The 17,571-nt window shown below is 69.1% G+C and carries 16 protein-coding genes and 1 tRNA gene; 7 read left to right on the forward strand and 10 right to left on the reverse strand.

Going from position 1 to position 17,571, the window contains the following annotated elements:
• Positions 1–35: 35 nt before the first annotated feature.
• Genes VM636_RS06725 through VM636_RS06740 form a run of 4 tightly spaced genes read left to right on the forward strand, consistent with a single transcriptional unit; the run spans position 36 to position 4,027 of the window.
• Positions 36–1,541: an AMP-binding protein gene (locus VM636_RS06725; RefSeq protein ID WP_338483841.1), complete on the forward strand. Its 1,506-nt coding sequence runs from the start codon at positions 36–38 to the stop codon at positions 1,539–1,541.
• Positions 1,538–2,479 (forward strand): macrolide 2'-phosphotransferase, encoded by a 942-nt coding sequence (locus VM636_RS06730; RefSeq protein WP_338483843.1) that lies wholly within the window; start codon positions 1,538–1,540, stop codon positions 2,477–2,479. The genes VM636_RS06725 and VM636_RS06730 overlap by 4 nt, the downstream gene beginning before the upstream one ends.
• Positions 2,476–3,267, forward strand: a complete 792-nt coding sequence (locus VM636_RS06735) for an alpha/beta hydrolase (protein ID WP_338483845.1) — start codon at positions 2,476–2,478, stop codon at positions 3,265–3,267. The genes VM636_RS06730 and VM636_RS06735 overlap by 4 nt, the downstream gene beginning before the upstream one ends.
• Positions 3,257–4,027, forward strand: a complete 771-nt coding sequence (locus VM636_RS06740) for a nucleoside 2-deoxyribosyltransferase domain-containing protein (RefSeq protein WP_338483847.1) — start codon at positions 3,257–3,259, stop codon at positions 4,025–4,027. Before VM636_RS06735 ends, VM636_RS06740 begins: the two co-directional genes overlap by 11 nt.
• Here VM636_RS06740 and VM636_RS06745 read toward each other — a convergent pair.
• The gene (locus VM636_RS06745) at positions 4,003–4,566 is read right to left on the reverse strand and encodes a GNAT family N-acetyltransferase (protein WP_338483849.1); all 564 of its coding nucleotides are present in this window, start codon (positions 4,564–4,566) and stop codon (positions 4,003–4,005) included. The genes VM636_RS06740 and VM636_RS06745 overlap by 25 nt on opposite strands.
• Positions 4,567–5,038: 472 nt before the next feature.
• Between VM636_RS06745 and VM636_RS06750 the strand changes: the two genes are divergently transcribed.
• The gene (locus VM636_RS06750) at positions 5,039–5,512 is read left to right on the forward strand and encodes a hypothetical protein (protein WP_338483852.1); all 474 of its coding nucleotides are present in this window, start codon (positions 5,039–5,041) and stop codon (positions 5,510–5,512) included.
• A gap of 273 nt (positions 5,513–5,785) precedes the next feature.
• Here the strand turns inward: VM636_RS06750 and VM636_RS06755 are convergent, their stop codons facing one another.
• Positions 5,786–7,003, reverse strand: a complete 1,218-nt coding sequence (locus VM636_RS06755) for an IS110 family transposase (RefSeq protein ID WP_338483853.1) — start codon at positions 7,001–7,003, stop codon at positions 5,786–5,788.
• Positions 7,004–7,411: 408 nt separating this feature from the next.
• Here VM636_RS06755 and VM636_RS06760 point away from each other — a divergent pair, with 408 nt between their 5' ends.
• Positions 7,412–8,638 (forward strand): hypothetical protein, encoded by a 1,227-nt coding sequence (locus VM636_RS06760; RefSeq protein WP_338483855.1) that lies wholly within the window; start codon positions 7,412–7,414, stop codon positions 8,636–8,638.
• Here VM636_RS06760 and VM636_RS06765 read toward each other — a convergent pair.
• The 3 genes from VM636_RS06765 to VM636_RS06775 form a co-directional block, all read right to left on the reverse strand.
• Complete coding sequence (locus tag VM636_RS06765; protein WP_338483857.1) at positions 8,622–9,581, reverse strand: tyrosine-type recombinase/integrase; 960 nt, start codon at positions 9,579–9,581, stop codon at positions 8,622–8,624. The two genes, VM636_RS06760 and VM636_RS06765, sit on opposite strands and share 17 nt — an antisense overlap.
• 195 nt (positions 9,582–9,776) lie before the next feature.
• Positions 9,777–9,983, reverse strand: a complete 207-nt coding sequence (locus tag VM636_RS06770; protein ID WP_030998504.1) for a helix-turn-helix domain-containing protein — start codon at positions 9,981–9,983, stop codon at positions 9,777–9,779.
• Positions 9,984–10,214: 231 nt separating this feature from the next.
• A complete protein-coding gene (locus tag VM636_RS06775; RefSeq protein WP_338483862.1) occupies positions 10,215–10,832 on the reverse strand; it encodes a tyrosine-type recombinase/integrase in 618 nt (205 codons plus the stop codon).
• A gap of 266 nt (positions 10,833–11,098) precedes the next feature.
• Here VM636_RS06775 and VM636_RS06780 point away from each other — a divergent pair.
• Positions 11,099–11,183 (forward strand) — tRNA-Arg (locus tag VM636_RS06780).
• 262 nt (positions 11,184–11,445) lie between these two features.
• On the opposite strand, the gene VM636_RS06785 is transcribed toward VM636_RS06780, so the two are convergent.
• From VM636_RS06785 to VM636_RS06805, 5 genes are all read right to left on the reverse strand, one after another.
• Entirely contained in the window at positions 11,446–12,840 is a 1,395-nt protein-coding gene (locus VM636_RS06785) for a site-specific integrase (RefSeq protein WP_338483864.1), read from the reverse strand.
• Positions 12,837–13,034, reverse strand: a complete 198-nt coding sequence (locus VM636_RS06790; RefSeq protein ID WP_338483866.1) for a helix-turn-helix domain-containing protein — start codon at positions 13,032–13,034, stop codon at positions 12,837–12,839. Before VM636_RS06790 ends, VM636_RS06785 begins: the two co-directional genes overlap by 4 nt.
• Before the next feature lie 1,295 nt (positions 13,035–14,329).
• Positions 14,330–15,204, reverse strand: a protein-coding gene (locus tag VM636_RS06795) for an IS5 family transposase (protein ID WP_338483869.1) whose coding sequence is annotated in 2 segments (ribosomal slippage) — positions 14,330–14,857 and positions 14,860–15,204 — 873 coding nt in all. Because the reading frame shifts where the segments join, the coding sequence is not laid out codon by codon here.
• Positions 15,205–15,247: 43 nt separating this feature from the next.
• Positions 15,248–15,964 carry an HAD hydrolase-like protein gene (locus VM636_RS06800; protein WP_338483871.1) on the reverse strand — a complete coding sequence of 239 codons (717 nt, stop codon included), beginning with the start codon at positions 15,962–15,964 and terminating at the stop codon, positions 15,248–15,250.
• Positions 15,961–17,463 (reverse strand): helix-turn-helix transcriptional regulator, encoded by a 1,503-nt coding sequence (locus VM636_RS06805; protein WP_338486312.1) that lies wholly within the window; start codon positions 17,461–17,463, stop codon positions 15,961–15,963. The genes VM636_RS06800 and VM636_RS06805 overlap by 4 nt, the downstream gene beginning before the upstream one ends.
• Positions 17,464–17,571: the final 108 nt, after the last annotated feature.

The following is a 17,571-nucleotide window of genomic DNA, read 5'->3' on the forward strand; positions in this document are numbered from 1 at the left end:
CCGGCCCATATTCCATCACCTCACGGGAATTCACAATGGAGTCCTCCGCAATTCCTCTGCTCGCCCCGTTCTTCGAAACGGCGCGCGACGATCCGGACCGGCCGGCCGTCATCGACAACGGCCTCGTCCTCACCTACGGCGCCTTCGCCGCCCTCGTCCTGGCGGTGGCCGCCGCCGTGGAGCCGCGCACGGACGCGCCGCAGCCACCCGTCGGCGTGGTCGTGCACCACTCGGCCCGTGACGTGGCGGCGATGCTCGGCGTCCTGGCGGCGGGCCGGGCGTACGTACCGCTGGAGGCGCACCTCCCCGAGGAGCGGCTGGCGGACATGGTGCGGCGGGTGGGCTGCCGGGAGGCGGTGGCAACCGCCGGGACCGGCTGGCAGCCCGCCGTCGAGAAGGTGATCAGGCCCCGCTGGGCGTCCGCGCCCACCGTGTCCCCGGCGCCGCCCCCGGCTCCGCGGCCGGAGGATCCGGCGTACGTGCTGTTCACCTCCGGCTCCACCGGTGAGCCGAAGGGCGTGGTGGTCCCTCACCGGGCCGTCGCGGCCGTGGTGCCGCCGCTGCGCGGCCTGTACGGCGTCGGCGAGGGGGAGTTCGTGCTGCACTTCCACGGCGCGGGCGGCGACACGAGCCTGGAGGAGATCCTGCCGGCCCTGACGGGGGGCGCCACCCTGGTCGTCGACGACGCGGCGCGGGAGGACTTCGCGCGGGTGGCGCAAGAGCAGCAACTCTCGGTCGCGGTGCTGCCCACCGGTTTCTGGGACGGTCTGACAGTCGATCTGCTGCACCGGGGCGCCGCGCTGCCCGCGTCCCTGCGCACGGTGGTGATCGGCGGGGAGGCGGTGCGCGCCGACATGCTGGCGCGCTGGCACCGCCTGGCCGGCACCGAGCTCGTCCGGCTGCTCAACACCTACGGCTCGACGGAGACCGCGCTGGTCACGCACGCGGTGCAGCTCGCCGGGCCGGGCGCCCCCGCGCTGCCGGAGGCCGGCGGGGACCTGCCCATCGGCCTCCCGCTGCCGCACGTGGGCCAGCGGATCGACGCGACGGGCGAGTTGTTCGTGTCCGGGCCGGGCCTGGCCCTCGGCTACCACGACAGTCCGGCGGAGACGGCCGTCCGGTTCACCGAGCGCGACGGCGTGCGCTGGTACCGCACGGGCGACCTGATAGGCGGGACGGCCGGCGGTGTCCTGCTGTTCCGGGGCCGCTCCGACCACCAGGTCAAGATCCGGGGCTTCCGGGTGGACCTGCTCGACGTCGAGGCGCTGATCGGGCGGTGCGAGGGGGTGGCGGCGGTGGCAGCGGCCCGGGTGGAGCGGGGCGGGCACTCCTCGCTGGCCGCGTTCTTCGTGCCGTCGCCGGGCGCCGAGCCGGGCGCGGTCGTCTCGGCGGTCCGCGACCGGCTGGCCCGGACGGCGCCGCCGCACCTGGTGCCGAGCCTGATCATGCCGGTGGACGCGCTGGAGCGGACCCACACGGGCAAGGTCGACCGGAACGCGACCCGCGACCGCCACCTGGGAACCGTCAGGGCCGTCCGATGAGCACCACCGCCACCGCCACGCCCCCGGGCGGCGACGTCGCCGTGCTCGCCGCGTACGCCTCGCGCGGGCTCGGCGTGACCCTCGTACCGGATTCCGCGCGGGGCGACGACAGCGGCTGGGACTTCCGCGTCCTCCACCTCAGTGCCACCGACGGCACCCACTGGATCCTGCGGCAGCCGCGGCGGCCGGACGCCTCCGGACGCCTGGCCGTCGAGGGGGCCGTGCTCGGCGCCGTGCGCGACCGGGTCCCGGTGCGGGTGCCCGACTGGCGGCTGCACACCCCGGACCTGGTGGCCTACCCGCGCCTGCCCGGCGAGCCGGCGGGCAGCGAGGACCCGGTAAGCCTCGTCTACGGCTGGTCGATGGACCCGCTGGCCCACCCGGACCGCTACCTGGAGCCGCTCGCCCGCTGCCTGGTCGCCGTGCACTCCACGCCCCTGGACGGCACCTGGGAGCTGCCGGGACGGCACCCGGCCGGCCCTGACGAGGTGCGTTCCGCGGCGGCGGAGAAGCTGGCGCGCGCCCGGGCCGAGCTGGAGCTGCCCGCTGCCGGGGTGCGGCGCTGGCGGGAGTGGCTGGACGACGACCGTCTGTGGCCCGACCGCCTGGTGCTCGTCCATGGGGACGTACACCCCGGCCACACCCTGGTGGAGGGCGGCCGGTCCGGGCCGCCGGTCCTGTCGGCCCTGCTGGACTGGGCGAACGCGGGCATCGGCGATCAGGCAGCGGACTTCGTCGACATGCTTTACGCCGGTGGCCCGGACGTCCTGGACCGGCTCTTGGACGCCTACCGGGCCGCGGGCGGCGAGGTGCCCGCCGGTCTGCGCTCGCACGTCCTGGCTCGGGCCTCCTTCCTCTGGGTCCATGTGGCGCTGCGCGGCCTGGACACCGGCCGCCCCGCGTGGACGCGGACCGCGCTGCGGAGGATGCCCCGGTGAGCGGCGCGACGGCGTACACGGTCCACGGTTCCGGTCGGCCGGTGGTCCTGGTCGCCGGGGCGGGCGGCGCCGGCCGGATCTGGGAGCGGCACCAGGTGCCCGCGCTCACCGCGGCGGGCCACCAGGTGATCACCTTCGACCACGGCGCGCCCGGCTCCTGCGCCGGCGACGTGGCCGCGCTGACCCGGCAGCTCCTCACCACGCTGGGCCTGCCGCCCTGCTCCCTGGTCGGCCACTCCGTGGGGGCGCTCGCGGTGCAGGAGCTGCTGGTCACGGACCCGCACCTGGCCTGCGCAGCGGTGCTGGCCGCGACACGGGGACGGCCCGATCCGGTCGGTGACGCCTTGGCCCGCGCCGAGGCCGCGCAGACCGGGGCGGGCGGGCGGCCGTCGCCGGAGTACGAGGCGGTCGTAGGGATGGCGCAGAACCTCTCCCCGCGGACCCTGGCGGACGAGGACGCGGTCACGGAATGGCTGGACCTGTTCGAGATCGCCGCGCTCAGCGGGTCGTCCGCCGCCGGCCGTCCGTGCCCGCCCCTTGCCGACCGGCTGGCCGCGTACGCGCGGATCACCGCGTCCGTGCTGGTGGTCGGCTTCGCCGACGACGTGCTGGCCCCCGTCCACCTGAGCCGTGAGGTAGCCGCGGCGATCCCCGGCGCCCGCTACACGGAACTGGCGGACACCGGCCACCTCGGCTTCCTGGAGCGGTCGGACGCCTTCAACACCGTCCTGCTGGACTTCCTCGCCTCCCTTCCCGTCACCGACCCCGGAGCGTCCCGTGTCCTCTGAGTCCCTCGCCGCCGAGTCCCTCGCCGCAGCCCCCGCCCCGGTCGAGGTGGTGCACGTCAGCCAGGAACCGCCCGGGTCCTGGGACGCGGCCGTGTACCTGTGCGGGCCCACGCCCACCGATCCCGAGGAGCCGTCCTGGCGGTCGTCCGCGGTCGCCGCCCTGCGCGCCGCCTGGGCGGGCCCGGGACGGCTGGCGGTCTTCCTGCCCGAGCCCGAGGGAAGCGGGTCCTACCCGCCGTACGCGGAGCAGATCGCCTGGGAGGAGACGGCGATGCGCCGCTGTGACGTGGTCCTGTTCTGGATCCCCCGGTCGATGGACCGGCTCCCGGGACTGGTCTCCAACATCAAGTGGGGGGCGTGGCACGACTCGGGCCGGGCGGTGCTCGGCGCGCCGCCGGAGGCCGAGCGCATGGCGTACCTGCTGCACTTCGCCGAGACATTCGCGGTGCCGGTGGCACGCACCCTTCCGGAGGCGGTGGGCGCGGCCCTGCGCGCGGTGGGCGGCGGCGCGCGCCGCACCGGCGGCGAGCGGGCCGTGCCCCTGGTGGTGTGGCGGTCCGAGTCCTTCCAGAGCTGGTACGCCCCCCGCCGCGCGGCGGGCTGCCGGCTGCTCGACGCCCGCGTGGAGTGGTACGAGCGGGCCGCCTCCCCCGACGCGGATCCGGCCTGGCTGCTGACCGTCACGGTCGCGCCCGGCGACGGCGCCGCCCCGTCCGTGTGCTGCCTGCTGTCCGCTCAGGGGCAGGGCATGCTCATGTAGAGCGCCTGTTCGCCCTCCGAGGGCGTGCCGTCGTAGAGGGCAGTGTCGAGCCCGCAGAAGGCGAAGCCCATCCGCCGGTACGCGTGGATGGCGGGCGCGTTGACGTTGGTGACCTCCAGCCAGAGGTGCCCGGCGCCCCGCTCCCGGGCGAACTCGGTCGCGAGCCCCATCAGCGCGCGGCCGACGCCCCGACCCCGGTGATCCGGGGTCACCTCGATGTCCTCGATGGTCAGCCGCCGGTTCCACCCGGAGTACGAGACGGCGACGAACCCGGCGAGGTCACCGGCGGGCCCGTGGGCGACGAAGGTGCGGGAGTCCGCGTCGCCCTCGTCGTCACCGTCCCCCTCGTCCTTGTCCTCGGGGAACACCTTAGTCAGGGGCGGTTCCACCGCGACCTCGCGCAGCGCGAAGCCGTCGCCGGTGACGGTCACCTCGAAGACAGTGTCGGTGGTGAAGGACCCGTCGAGGGCCTCGATGGCCCCGGCGTCCTCGCGGGCAGCGGTGCGGTACCGGTAGACGGCGTCGTCAACAGTGGTCACGGCACCACGCTAAGACTCCCCGAAGCGGAGACGTCGCCTTTCGGCCGCGGGGTCCGCGGACTACGGACACACAGGGCACTCGGCCCTGTGAGCAGCCTCGGCGCACGGTCTTGGCGGGTATCCACGAAACGGCCCCGGCATGGACCCGTTCATGCCACCCTCTCACCCTTCCTGCGCTTCGAGCGTGTATATGAGCGAGCCTGAACATGGACGGTGACGGCGAGTTCGCCGAGGGGACCGTGCGGTTGTGGCACGACGAGTCCGCCGGGATACACGTGACCGAAACCGAGACCACGGCACTGATGGCGGAGTTGGCCGAGCTCGCACCGCATCGCGTCACGCCGCTGCCTGCCCGCCCGGCGCCGGCGGGCGCCCGCTCGGCCGAGGCATGGGAGGCCGCCGCGATCCTGATCAGAATGCGTACCTCGCCGACACTGGTGCGGTCATTGGTGGGGCTGCTGCGGGACTGGCTGTGGCGCCGCAACTCCGGCTCCATACCTCTTCCACCTCCCCGCAGTTCAGCTACGAGGACGGTGAGCAGGGACGCTCCTTGGTGCAGTCGTCGGTCTTCACCACGGCCGTGGTGGAGTCGCTGCGCCAGGGCACGGGTGACCTGGACGTCGACGGGCGCGTCGGCGCCGAGGCCGAGCGGGTACATGCCCTTGCGGCCCGCGGGCACGGCGACGTCGATACGGGCGCGCCATGCACCATGGACCAAGGCGGCAGAAGATCACTCAATGGGTCCGGCAGTGAAGCGACAGCCCGTCAGAAGGAGCGTCATCACAGCGTCGAGACGACCCGCCGCCGTTCGGGCCGAAACGGAGGAGATCCATCCGTCATCCCGCACGACGCTATGGAACGGCAGCTCAGCGGCGGTCGTGAGCATACGACGCGCTTCACGTCATGTACCACGGCAAACAGGTCGAGCACACTCGCCAACTCCTGAAGAACCCGAGAAAACCGATGGTCAGAGCCCCTTTACCACCGGCTCCAGAATCGCCGCGCATTCTACATGCGACGTCATCGGAAGGATGTTGACCTGGACGGCTGCGCACGAAACACCAGGTCAGGCAGAGTTTCTCGGCTCGCCCAAGGAGACGTACGGGGCTTGGAGCGTCAAATGAGCGTCACGACCGTGTACTGGCGAAGCGGGGGGGTGCCTCTATGTCTTTCGTCAAGGCATCTCTGTCTGGTTTGGGATGGTTCTGGGTTGCGGGAGCTATGCGGCGAGCTCGATGTCCGTCGGTGTCCGGGATTCGTAGAAGGTGCCGTCGCGGAGCATGGCGAACAGGACGCTGATGCGTTGGCGGGCGAGGCGGAGAAGGGCCTGGGTGTGGGTCTTGCCGCGTGCTCGCTGGCGGTCGTAGTAGGCGCGGGAGGCCGGATCGGCGTTCATGCAGGCGAAGGCGGACAGGAACATCGCCCGTTTGAGCTGCCGGTTTCCGCCTCGTGGCGCGTGTTCACCGTGGATGGAGGTCCCCGACTGCTTCGTGGTGGGGGCGAGTCCGGCGTAGGAGGCGAGGTGGGCGGCGGTGGGGAAGCCGGTGCCGTCGCCGACGGTGACCAGCAGGACGGCGGCGGTCCTGACGCCGACGCCGGGCATCGACGTCAGGACCGGGGAAAGAGGGTGAGCCTCCAGCAGGGCGTTGATCTGGGCTTCCATGGCCCGGCGCTGGGTGTGGACGGCGGCGAGCGAGGCAGCCAGGGAAGGGATGACGAGGTCGAGGGTGCCGGTGCCGGGGACGACGACACTCTGTTCGTCGAGAGCGTCGAAGACGTCGTCGATGAGTCGCTGGGCCATGCGCGGTGCTTTGGGCCGGATGAGGTCGACGAGTCTGCGGCGGCCGGCTTTGCGCAGGGCGGCCGGGGAGCCGTAGCGCTCCAGCAGCCAGGTCACGGCCTGGTGGTCCAGGCGAGGGCCCAGGACGCGTTCGAGGCTGGGGTGGAACTGGGTGAGCAGGCCGCGTATCCGGTTGGAGGCGCGGGTGGCCTCGGCGGCGAGGTCCTGGTCGAAGCCGACGAGGACCGTGAGTTCGGCGGTGATCTCGTCGGTCAGTTCCAGGGTGCGCAGGGTGTGCGGCATGGTGCGGGCGGCGTCCGCGATCACCGCGGCGTCCTTCGCGTCGGTCTTGGCCTCGCCGGGGTAGAGGTCGGCGATCCGGCGCATGGCCAGTCCGGGCAGGTAGGCCACTTGGCAGCCCGCGTCGCGGGCGACGGTCAGCGGCAGGGCGCCGATCGAGGCGGGCTGGTCGACGATCACCAGGACGGTGCCGAACTTCGCGGCCAGTTTGTCGAAGACGGCCCGCAGCTTCGGCTCGCTGTTGGGCAGCTGTTTGTCGAAAACTTTCTTCCCGGCCGGGGTGAGCCCGTGGCCGTGGTGAGCGGACTTGCCAACGTCCAGGCCCAGGAACACGCCCACGTCTTCGATCTCGAACATCGTGCCCTTCCAGGGGTGTTGACGGTGCCGGCCTCGGCTCGGGTGTCGTGCTCGCGCATCCACGTTATGCAGACTTGCCGCCCGCGACTGCCCGGCGTTGCGCCGGACCGGACGGTGGCCGGACCTCTGATCAGCGTCTCCGACGGACACCTCCCGGGCCCGGTGACACCACCCCCCAGGTCATGCCTTCGACAGGGGGACACAGTCATGCCGGGCCCGGAGGCCAGCGGCCCTCTTGCAGGACCGCGAAGAACATAACGGGGGATCCCCCGACCTCCTACATCGCCGTTGTAGCGGCCGTGGTTGTTGACAGCCCGATTCACCCGTACGAAGCACCTCTGCACACGAGACGTCTATAGCGGCCCTAGGTTGGCCCTCCCGTCCACGGACCGTCGAGGAGCCGCCGCGGTGAAGTACACGTTGACGGAGCCCCAAGTCGACTTGCTCCGTGAGATCGCAGCAGCCTCCAGTGCGATGCCCATCCCACCTGCCCGGACCCAGACATCCTGGGCCTTGGAACAACGGGACCTGATCAAGCGGACCTGGCGCGGGAGCGGATACGTCGCCGTAGTCACTGCGGACGGCCGTTACTACCTCAAGCACGGCAAGCATCCGCGACAGGTACAGGCCGAGAAGGAGAGGCTGAAGGGCGATGCTGCCCAGGCAGCGCTGGCTCCGGCCACTGGAACCGAGCTGATCTCCCGCCTGCAGTCGGCCTCCGGGAAGATCACGGTTCCCGATCCTGCCGCGCAGACCCGGGGGCGATGGCGGGCGGCGTACTACGACGCACTTCACCATGGGCACGTACCCACAGGGCACAAGCTGCGGTGGAACGGCCGACAGCGCGGCGACTGCGTCTTCACGCTGATTGACGAGGAGGCTGAGAAGGCCGCTCAGCCTCTTCCCGTGGCGGCCGTCGACCTGCCGGAGACCCTCGATCGACCTCATCGTCTCGTTCGTGCGACGCGCAAGGCTCTCGGCCGATCACAGAGGGTGACCGACACCAGGGGCAAGCCAGCAGTCATCCCGCTGTACCTGTCGCGTCCCCTCGCCGACCGAGCCCTTCGGATCATGCACGCACTGTTCACTGAAGCAGAAGGACGCGGTTACACGGTCGAGGCCCAGAACGATCTGCAACGCGGTGAAGCTGTACACACGGTCGCGATCGTGATCCAGTGCCGGGCCTTTCCCCTCGCTCTCACGGAGCGGACGACCAAGGTCCCGCACGAGCCGACCCCGCAGGAGCGCCGTCAACAGGAGCGCAATCCCTGGACGCGCCTGCCCAAGTACGACGAAGAGTTCAACGGTCACCTCGCTCTCGGCGCGCCTCCGGGAGCTGGTACCAGCACTCGTACTCGTACAGCGACAGCGCCCGGTGGACATTGGAGGCACGGCTGGGACACCTACTGCAGGATCTCGAACGCCTTGCGGCGGAAGCCGACCGCCGGGAGCGGGAGAAGGAGCTGCGTGAGGCCGAACAGCGGCGCCGCTGGTACACGGCCGCAGACGGCCGCTGGACGCTTCCCGGCGACTGGTCAACCGACCCGCGAACGTGACCCGGCCGGCTCAACCGGGAAACGCCTTTGCCTTGTCCGTGGAGGACAGGGCAAAGGAAGGTTCATGCGACGATGGTGAGCGGGGTTTCCATGCGTTCCCAGGCTCCCAGCACAGCCTTGTGGGCGTCCGGCTGGAGGTGGGCGTAGCGCTGGGTGGTCTGGAAGCTCTCGTGGCCGAGAAGGTGCTGAACTTCGTAGAGCGAGACTCCCCTCTGGACGAGCCACGAGGCGCAGGTGTGGCGCATGGAGTGCGGCGGGTAGTGCGGGACGAGCTGCAACTCGCCGTCGTCGCCGAAATGGTAGGCAGTCTCGACAGCAGGCCACCAGGTTTGCCGGCGCCAGTTGCTGTCGGCGAGGAGGCGCCCGGAGCGGCCCTTGGTGATGGTCGTGAAGACCACTGCGTCGCGGTCGAGCCGGTGGATGTGGCGTTCGAGAGCTGCGAGGACGTGGGGCGGGAGCGGGACCTCCCGGCGGCTCTTGGAACTCTTGGGGTACTCCTTGATGCCGCTCTTGGTGTTGACCTCCACGACGAACAGGCGGGAGCGGCGTGTGTCGATGCGGTGGCGGTGCAGGCCGGAGAGCTCTCCCCAGCGCAGTCCGGTGTAGAAGCCGAGCAGGCACATCGTCCGCCAGGCGGGGGCGAGTCCGTCGAGGATGCTCTGCGCCTGGTCGGGCGTGAACCACTGCGGCGGTTTGACCGCGATGGGCGGCAGATCGATGCTGCGGCACGGGCTCACCGCGATCACATCGTCGTCGACAGCAGCGCGCATGATGGACGACGTCAGGTTGTAGGCCCGCTTGATCGCGGCAGGGCCTGCGCCCTTCTCGACCAGGGAGCGTATCCAGCTCTGGACGTCCATGCGGGTGATTGTCCGCATCTCCCAGTCAGCCCAGTACGGCATGACGTGGTTCTTGATGCTGGACGCGTCGCCCCGCAGCGTGTGGGGTTCGACGATGCGGGCGTTCCACCACCGGTCGTGCCACTCCCGGAACGCGATCTCGCCGGCCCGCGGGTCGCGCATGCCTCCGCGGGCGAACTGGGTCTCCAGCTCGATGCCCCAGGCCCGCGCCTGGGCCTTGAGGGGGAAGGACTCGCTGAACCGGTCTCCGGCCCGGTTGCGTACGGTCGCCTGCCATTTGCCGGACTTCAGTTTGCGCAGGTACGCGGTACTGCTCCTTTGTTCGGAAGCGGTGAGGTCTGGGCTGGGGGCGGGAATTCACCGACGGAGGCGCGGGGAGCCAACCAATCTCCTGGCGATGAACTCCTCAAGCCCGGCAGCAGGGACACGGACGCGAGATCGTTCCGTCCCGGTGCGCAGGTCGACGACCGGGAGGTCGCCGGCGGCGATGAAGCGGTAGACGGTGCGCCGGTCGACGTCCAGGGCGGCGGCGACAGCGGGAATGGACAGCAAACGGGCAGGCATGCGCGAGTCCTCGGAAACAGAGGGGGGAAAGGCTAAGCAGGTGAATTGATTCAGCCGGGCTGCCGGCAGTCCACGGCGCAGGTCAACCGGCCCTGTGGGGCAGTGGGAACCAGATCGCTGGGGGTCGAGCCATGTGACACGGCCGCGTGCGGCGTGGACCGCCGACGTTCGAAATGTGCTCGGCGCGTGGTCTTCGCGCTCGGATCGTGAGTCGGAGCGCGAGAGGGGAAACTACCGCTCGGGAATGCCCGGAAGGCGCAGGCTCTCTTCCAGGTGCTCCCAGTCGATCTCGATGTCTTCCAGCCGGAAGCGGTGCGGGTACCGCAGCGCAATCCAGCTCGCACTCACGCCAGCCCACTCGGCGACACCCCACGCAGGAACGCCCGCCTCGAGCCAGCGGTCCAGACAGGAGTCACGCAGGCTGGAGACCTGCTCCCCCAAGCCCGCCTGCACCTCGTCCGGGCTCAACACCGCTTGGCGAGCGCGCCTCCACGCCCTCTTGTATTCGGAGGACGCCAACGCCCCACCCCGCTCGGCCGGGAACAGCAGGTCTTCAGCTTCCAAACCCGCCTCGTCGATCCAGCGCCTCAGCACACCCACGACGTCCGGGGAGACAGGAACCCTCCGGCTCTCGCCGGCACGGACCAACACCTCCCCGAACTCCCCGTCCGGGAGCGTCACGTCCTGCACCCGTACCGAGACTGCTTCACCCGGCGAAAGGGCGGTGCCCGCCATAGCGGCGAGGAAAGGGAAAACGGCTCCCGAAGATTCCTCCTGGAGCCACTCCAGAAGGGCGCGAACATGGTCCGCAGAGAGCAAGGACGATTCACCTATTGCCAGCTTCGACAAGCTACATGACTCCTCACACGAGACATCGGGATGCGTCGGCATCCCCTGGTCACTCAATGGTCTGCAGAAGCGCCGGTTTGGCCAACCGGCGATCGTCGGCTATGTTGCGCCCGCGACGCACCTCTCGCGGTCCCGACTGATGCGCAGAGAGCAGGTTCTGCTTCCTCAAGACCGCTCTAGGTTCGCTTCCTTCGCCGAGTTAATCCAGTCCGTATGGGACTCAATGTGTCTGCTGTCGGCGAATCTTCCCGAACCCACCCATACCCGCCCCTCGAAGGTCAGGGAACGCGAAGATAGAGCAGGCGCCTTCTAAGCGCTTGGCCGCAGGTTCGAGTCCTGCCGGGGGCGCCACTGGCCTGACGTCAGGCGGACCTTATTTTGCCTGGTCAGACCGTGTCTGACCTCCGCGCATTTCCAGCGTACGCCGGACCGCCGAGAAGCGTGGGAGTCCGGCTGACACCGGCTGAAACCGGGTTTCTACGGGTGTCTGTCCCCCATGCGTCCCCCAGCCTCCACCACCCAGATGCGTCAAAGGGACGTCTGTCGAGCAACACAGAAGGGCGGCGTGGGGCCCCTTCCATGGGGGTCCCACACCGCCCTTCACGCGTCCGGCTTACCCGGCCTTGCCGACATACCTGACGTCGTAGATCTGCTTCAGGTAGTTGTCCCGCTGACCGACGATGCACCGCGCATAGATGGCCAGGAGCACGGGCACGCTGTTCCCGGCCCACTCGGCGACCTGGGCCGGAGGTATGCCCTTGTTGAGCCACGCGGTGAGGCAGGTGTGGCGGCAGTCGTACACGCGCTTACCCGCCGGCGACTTGTACTCGTGCGGCTGGAGGACCTCCGCTCGGGCCTTGTCCCAGACTCGCCGGAAGACCGAGCCCGCTAGCCTGCCGCCGAACTCTCCGGGGAAGAGGAGGTCGGTCGGCTGGAGCTTGTACTGGACGATGACATCGCGAAGGAAGGCGACGAGGTCAGGGTGGATGGGCACAGTCCGGGTGTCGCCCTCCGCTCTCCCCTTCAGGTCACGGTCATCGTGGGGCTCTCCGCTGTCGGTCCACTGGCTGCCGACCTCCGGCCGGGCGCTGTGCACGATGAACTCGCCCCAGCCCGATTCCGGCAGCGTGGCGTCACTCACATGGAGCGCGACGGCTTCCTCCGGGCGGAGACCGGCGTAGCAGAGAGTGGCGAAGAAGGCCCTGTAGAGGGGCCCCCGCCGCAGGGGTCGCTTGCCGATCCAATCGAGGAGCGCGGTGACCTGCTCAGGATTCAGCAGAGAGCGTTTGTCGATGGCCTGAGCGACCTTGGGGGCACCCATTCCACTGCCCTTGCCCTTCGGCAGGGGGTTCTGCCGGAGGATGCCGTGACGGACGGCGTACTCCATTACCAGGTTCATGATCCGCCGGTTGCGGGACACGGAGCTGGACGCTGCGGCAGTGCCGTCTAGCAGCGTTCCGAGAGCGGAGACGACCGTGTCGACTCGGTCCGACTGCTGCCACGCTGCCATCGACAAGGTGTTGCGCTGGACCCAATCGAGGATGACCCGAACATCGTCGGGTATCGGCTCTTCGGGGTTGGTCCGGCGCTTGGAGTTGAAGGCCCACTCGCGCAGCGCGGTCCGCACTTTTACCGGATCGAACTGCTTCGGAGGTGTCCGAAGCAAGGCGACGGTCGCGGAGGTCAGCGCCTTGGCCACGTTCATCCGCTGGTTGGCGGAGAATTGCGGCCACGTCTTGTCGACGAACTCGACCGCGAAATCATACCAGTTGGTGTCCGCGGCCTTGCTGGCGTACGAGATCGGCAGTCCAGTCTCGGTACTGAAGGGCTCGCCGCGCTTGACTGCGGTCAACAGGTCGGAGCGTCGGGCATCCGCGAGTGCCTTGGTCGGGTAGGTCTTGCTGTGCTTCTTCACTCCGACCTTCCAGACCACCTTGTACGTGTACCCGTTAGCTCGCGTGCGGCGCTCGATGCCGTAGATCCGTACGTCAAAAGTGCCATCGGTCAAGATGCATCCTCACAATCGCTAAGCCAGTTTTCGAAATCGCTACGCCGTATCCGGAGGCTTCCGTTGGGAAGTCGGATGCAGCGCGGACCTCGCCCCTTCTGTCGCCAGTCGTAGAAGGTGGATCGAGCTATCCCAAGCTCGTCACACACGTCATCGACCGTCAGCTTTGTCCCAGGCCGCACGGCTACTGCCACGACGTCACCTCCCGGACACCGAGGGCGGAACTCGGTATCGTCTCGCGGCGAAAAATGGAAGGGGGTATCACGGATTGGCGCACGGCAGGATTTCCTTGCTGGGGAGCGAGGAGCGACAGGGGCGCGGCAGCATCACCTCGCGTTGTCAGCGCCAGGAGGGCCGCTTGCCAGCGGCGCACGCTGCCTACGGCAGAGAAGCCGCAGCAGAGCTACCTCGCGCCTCCTCTTGCCAACGCGAAGCTGCCTGCGTCCGCCACGGCTCCACCGCCAAGCACAGCCGGAAGGCGAACACCTCAATGGTCGCGACGATCGCCGGTTTGGCTAACCGGCGATCGTCGGCTATGTTGCGCGCCGCATGGGATCGACCCGACACGGCTAGCCCTAGGCGCCCCCTGCTACCTGGCCCGACCAAACGTTTAGCGCACCGACCTCGAAGGGGACAGGGACGATGAACGTATATATCGGAGAGCGATTTCAGGCAGACGAGCCTCCCAAGTAGGAACCGTGACATCGAGACAGCCGCGCGCTGCGGGGCGTCACAAACCCTCGCAACGCTATGCCGTCTGGTCTGGTGTTTCCGGGACGTTGTACGTTGACATGGTCTCGACGCAGCTTTCCAGTCTTTTGATGTCCTTCCTTGTCTGCCGTGGGCGAATGCCACTTCCGGCTCGACTGGAAAGCCCTCGTCATCGGTCGGGCCGGATGGATGTCCGTGCAGGACATCACCAACTACTGCGTCTACCGGGCCGCCCGCGCGCTTCGAATACGACACCGGCCGACAGGTCACCGCCCCATACGTCACCAGCCGCGCGCTGGACATCAAGCGGCAGAGGGCAAGCACTTCTCACGCTGGACGCGGGACGCCAGGCCGCACTCGGCGTACTTCGAAGACCGGGTGCGATGCCGTCAACCGCCCGCCGTGCAGGGATCCCGATGGGGACTGCCCCTCGACCGGGTCCGCGAGACGACCATGGTCCCCAGCGAATCCTTCTGCCTGAAAAGACCAGCCTGATAGCCAGAATGTGCGATTCTGAGGCGGCTGCGCTCGACTGGGCTCTGGGGAGGCTCGGTGTCCCGGCGGGCGACATCACTGCTCGCCGGCTCCTCGACGCCGCAGCAGGTTTCCTCGCTGTGGACGCCGTGAGCCGGTCGCGGCGATGAGGAAGCGTGGAGCTATGCCTCACCAACGATTGGCCGATCACGCAGAAGGGCCGTACCCAGACTGGCGCGACAACGCGGTCCGCAGGGAACCACCCTGGGCAGGTGAGACCTAGGGCGTGTTTAGAAAGTGCTGGTCACAGCCATTCGTTGATGGCTGCGACCAGCACGGTCGCCTCGTAGCGAACGGCGAGCTTGTCGTACCTCGTCGCCACCGCGCGGTGGCGCTTGAGGCGATTGATGCCGCACTCCACCGCGTGGCGCTCTTTGTAGTCGGCCTTGTCGAACGTCGGTGGCCGGCCGCCGCGGGAGCCGCGCTTCTTGCGGTTGGCGATCTGGTCGCGTTTCTCCGGGATCGTGCAGCGGATACCCCGCTTGCGCAGGTAGGTGCGGTTCGCGCGGGAGCCGTACGCCTTGTCGGCGCGCACCTTGTCCGGCCGGGAACGCGGGCGGCCCGGCCCGAGCCGGGGCACCCGGATACGGCCCAGGACCACCTGGAACTGCGGGGAGTCGCCGCGCTGTCCGGCCGTGATGACCAGCGCCATCGGTTTCTGGGCCTGCTCGACCGCCAGGTGGAGCTTGGTGGTCAGTCCGCCCCGGGAGCGTCCGAGCCCGTGGTCGTCGGGCTCGCTGAACACACCACCGGGCGGCTCGACCTGCAGATCCCCTTTTTGCGAGCACCCGCCGCATGCTGGTGGGCGCGGGCGATGGTCGAGTCCACCGAGACGTCCCAGGTGATCAGCCCCTCGGCATCGGCCCGGGCCTGCAGTTGCTCGAAGATGCGGTGCCAGGTGCCGTCCCGCTGCCACCGCCGGAACAGTCCGTACACCGTCTCCCACGGGCCGTACCGCTCGGGCACGTCCCGCCAGGGAGCACCGGCGCGGGTACGCCAGCGTATGCCGTCTATCAACTGCCGCTTGGTGTGCACCGGCGGCCGTCCGGGCTTCTTGCCGACCGGGAGCAAGGGCTCCAGTTTCGCCCACTGCGCATTCGTCAGATCATGCCGTCCCACGAAGTGGATCTTGACACATCAAGATCCACTTCTGAAACGCACCCTAGAGAGTCTGGTCCTGGTCGATGAGGCGAAGCAGGGTGGTGGTGGAGGTGAGGTCGGCCAGAACGTGTTGTGCACCTGCAGTGCGTAGTTGCTGTTCGGTGGTGGTGCCCGAGGCGACCGCGATCACCCTGGCTCCCCCTTCCAGGCCGGTGCGCACGTCTTCCAGCGAGTCGCCCACGATCACTGTGTTTTCGCGGTTGAACGGTCCTCCGTACTTCGCGGCTGCCCGGTCTTGTGCGATGCGTACGAGAGCCGGGCGGTGAGGGTCGTCGGACGCGTAGCCGCCGATGGTGGTGTCGAGGTAGCCAATGAGTCCCAGCTCGGACAGCTTGGTCTCGGCGCTGCCCCGTAGGTTTCCGGTGACGACGGTCGGGATTAGGTGCCCCGTCTGCTGGACCGCGGCGAGCGCGTCCACGGCGCCCGGCATGATGACCCCGTTATTGACCAGCAGCTCCCGGTGGGCGGCGAGGCGTCCGGGAAGTTCGTCAACGATGCGGGCTGCGAATGTCTCCACGTCCTGTTCGGGTACCTGGTTGACGCGCAGAAGTTCACGGACGGCCAGGGGCATGGTGACGCCGGTTCCCCGGGCCGGCAGGGCTGTCGGGGAACAGCCGACGACGCTGGTGAAGGTCTCCTTGTAGACGCGTCGGTCGATGTCACCGGTGTAGAGCAGAGTGCGGTCGATGTCCCACAGGAGCAGGATCATGCGCTTCATGCGGCGCGTTCTTCCATGACGGCCTGACCGCGTTCCACGAGTTCTTGGGCGGGAGTCGCCGCGGAGTATCGGCGGGCTTCGGCGAGCATCGTGTCCAGGTTGTCGTCCAAGCGTGCGGAGCGGACTCCGGAGACGAGAGCGAGGACTTCGTGTCCGGTGGCAGATCCGGCGTCGACGTCGCCAGCGCGCATCTGGGCGGTGGCGGCGCGGGAGAGGAACTGGGCGCGGGTGCGGATCTCGTCCGGGCTGAAGGCGTTGCGGGCGTCAGCGAACGCCTGGGCGGCCTGGTCGGGGCGGCCGAGGTCGAGCAAGCAGCTGCCGGTCTGGCCCATGATCTCGCCGGGGTTGATCCAGTAGAGCCAGTGTGGGTCGTCCTCTCCTCGTCCGCGGGCGCACAGGGCCTGTGCCTCTTCCAGGGCAGTGCGAGCCTGGCGGTCCTCACGTAGACGGGCGTGCCCGCGGGCCTGACGGGTGAGGAGCATCGCGTGCAGGGCGGGCGCGTCTTGGTCGGCAATGACCTGGCGGGCGGTGCGCGCGGCGGTGACCGCGTCGCGGGGGTCGCCGGCGGAGTAGCCGTGGATGGCGATGAAGGACAGCGCCCCGGCCCGGAGCCTGCTGTCGCCGCTGGCATGGGCGGCGCGGAGGGCTCCGACGAGGAGGTTGTGGGCGACGGTGTGGGCGCCGCTGTCGAAGTGGTACCAGCCGGTCTGGATGGCGGTGTCCGCGGTCACCGCTGCGAGGCGCCTCCCGGTCGCCTCGTTGAAGTCTCCTTGTTTCAGAAACCGGAGGAGGACCTTGAGGTGCGCTGTGGCGGCTCGGGCGAGGTTACCGCTGCCATGGCTGGCGTCGGCTTGGCGCAGAGCGTCGGTGGTGGATTGCAGGCTGGTGAGAAGCTGGTCGGAGACGCTGATTCCGTTCCGGGCGGTGGAGGCGACGGCCTCGGGAGGGGCGACGGCTGCTTGCAGGATGTACTGCGTGAGGCCGGCCCCGCCCAGGGCGGCGATCACGCTGCGGCGGTTCAATCCGGTCATGGCTCCTCCGACGGCTGCTTCCAGTGACGTCACCATACGAGCCGCCGTCCAGGGCAGAGCCGGGTCGATGACCTCGACAAGTCGCTGCGATTCGGCCTGCGCGAAAGGGGCGAGGAGGAGCGGGCGAAGGTCGGCGGGAAGCCCAAGTCCGCTCAGGAGGTCGATGATCGTCTCGCGGCCGTTGACCTGTTTGAGGCCGCGCTCCAGGTCTGAGATGAAGCCCTGAGTGAGTCCGGTCAGCTCCCGTACAGCCTTCTGCGAAAGCCCGGAGCGGCGGCGGACCAGACGTACAACCGTCCCGAAATCCCAGGCAGCAAGGGCCCTGTGCACTTCCTCGTCGCGCCAGGCCCGGTCCGGGATCGTCGGTGTCGCATCGGTCCGGGCGCAGGTAGAACAGCGGGTATCCGGGTTGTACCGGCTGATCGGCAGTCCGCACCGCACGCACGTGCGCCCTGGTCCCTTTGACATGGTCACCTCGGCTTTTCTTCTCGCGATCCAGCTCGCCCCAGCCGTGAGAACCAGGCTAGGTGGAGATCGATATCGCTGCAGCGATATCGCCACAGCGATGCCCTCGAA

It is taken from the genome of Streptomyces sp. SCSIO 75703 (assembly GCF_036607905.1).
Lineage (GTDB): Bacteria > Actinomycetota > Actinomycetes > Streptomycetales > Streptomycetaceae > Streptomyces.

Bases quoted from the DNA above. Each gene is read 5' to 3' on its own strand.
- VM636_RS06770 (WP_030998504.1), bottom strand. From the start codon at position 9,983: ATGCCTGCCCGTTTGCTGTCCATTCCCGCTGTCGCCGCCGCCCTGGAC.
- VM636_RS06730 (WP_338483843.1), top strand. From the start codon at position 1,538: ATGAGCACCACCGCCACCGCCACGCCCCCGGGCGGCGACGTCGCCGTG.
- VM636_RS06805 (WP_338486312.1), bottom strand. From the start codon at position 17,463: ATGTCAAAGGGACCAGGGCGCACGTGCGTGCGGTGCGGACTGCCGATC.
- VM636_RS06725 (WP_338483841.1), top strand. From the start codon at position 36: ATGGAGTCCTCCGCAATTCCTCTGCTCGCCCCGTTCTTCGAAACGGCG.
- VM636_RS06765 (WP_338483857.1), bottom strand. From the start codon at position 9,581: ATGCGCGACCCGCGGGCCGGCGAGATCGCGTTCCGGGAGTGGCACGAC.
- VM636_RS06755 (WP_338483853.1), bottom strand. From the start codon at position 7,003: ATGTTCGAGATCGAAGACGTGGGCGTGTTCCTGGGCCTGGACGTTGGC.
- VM636_RS06800 (WP_338483871.1), bottom strand. From the start codon at position 15,964: ATGAAGCGCATGATCCTGCTCCTGTGGGACATCGACCGCACTCTGCTC.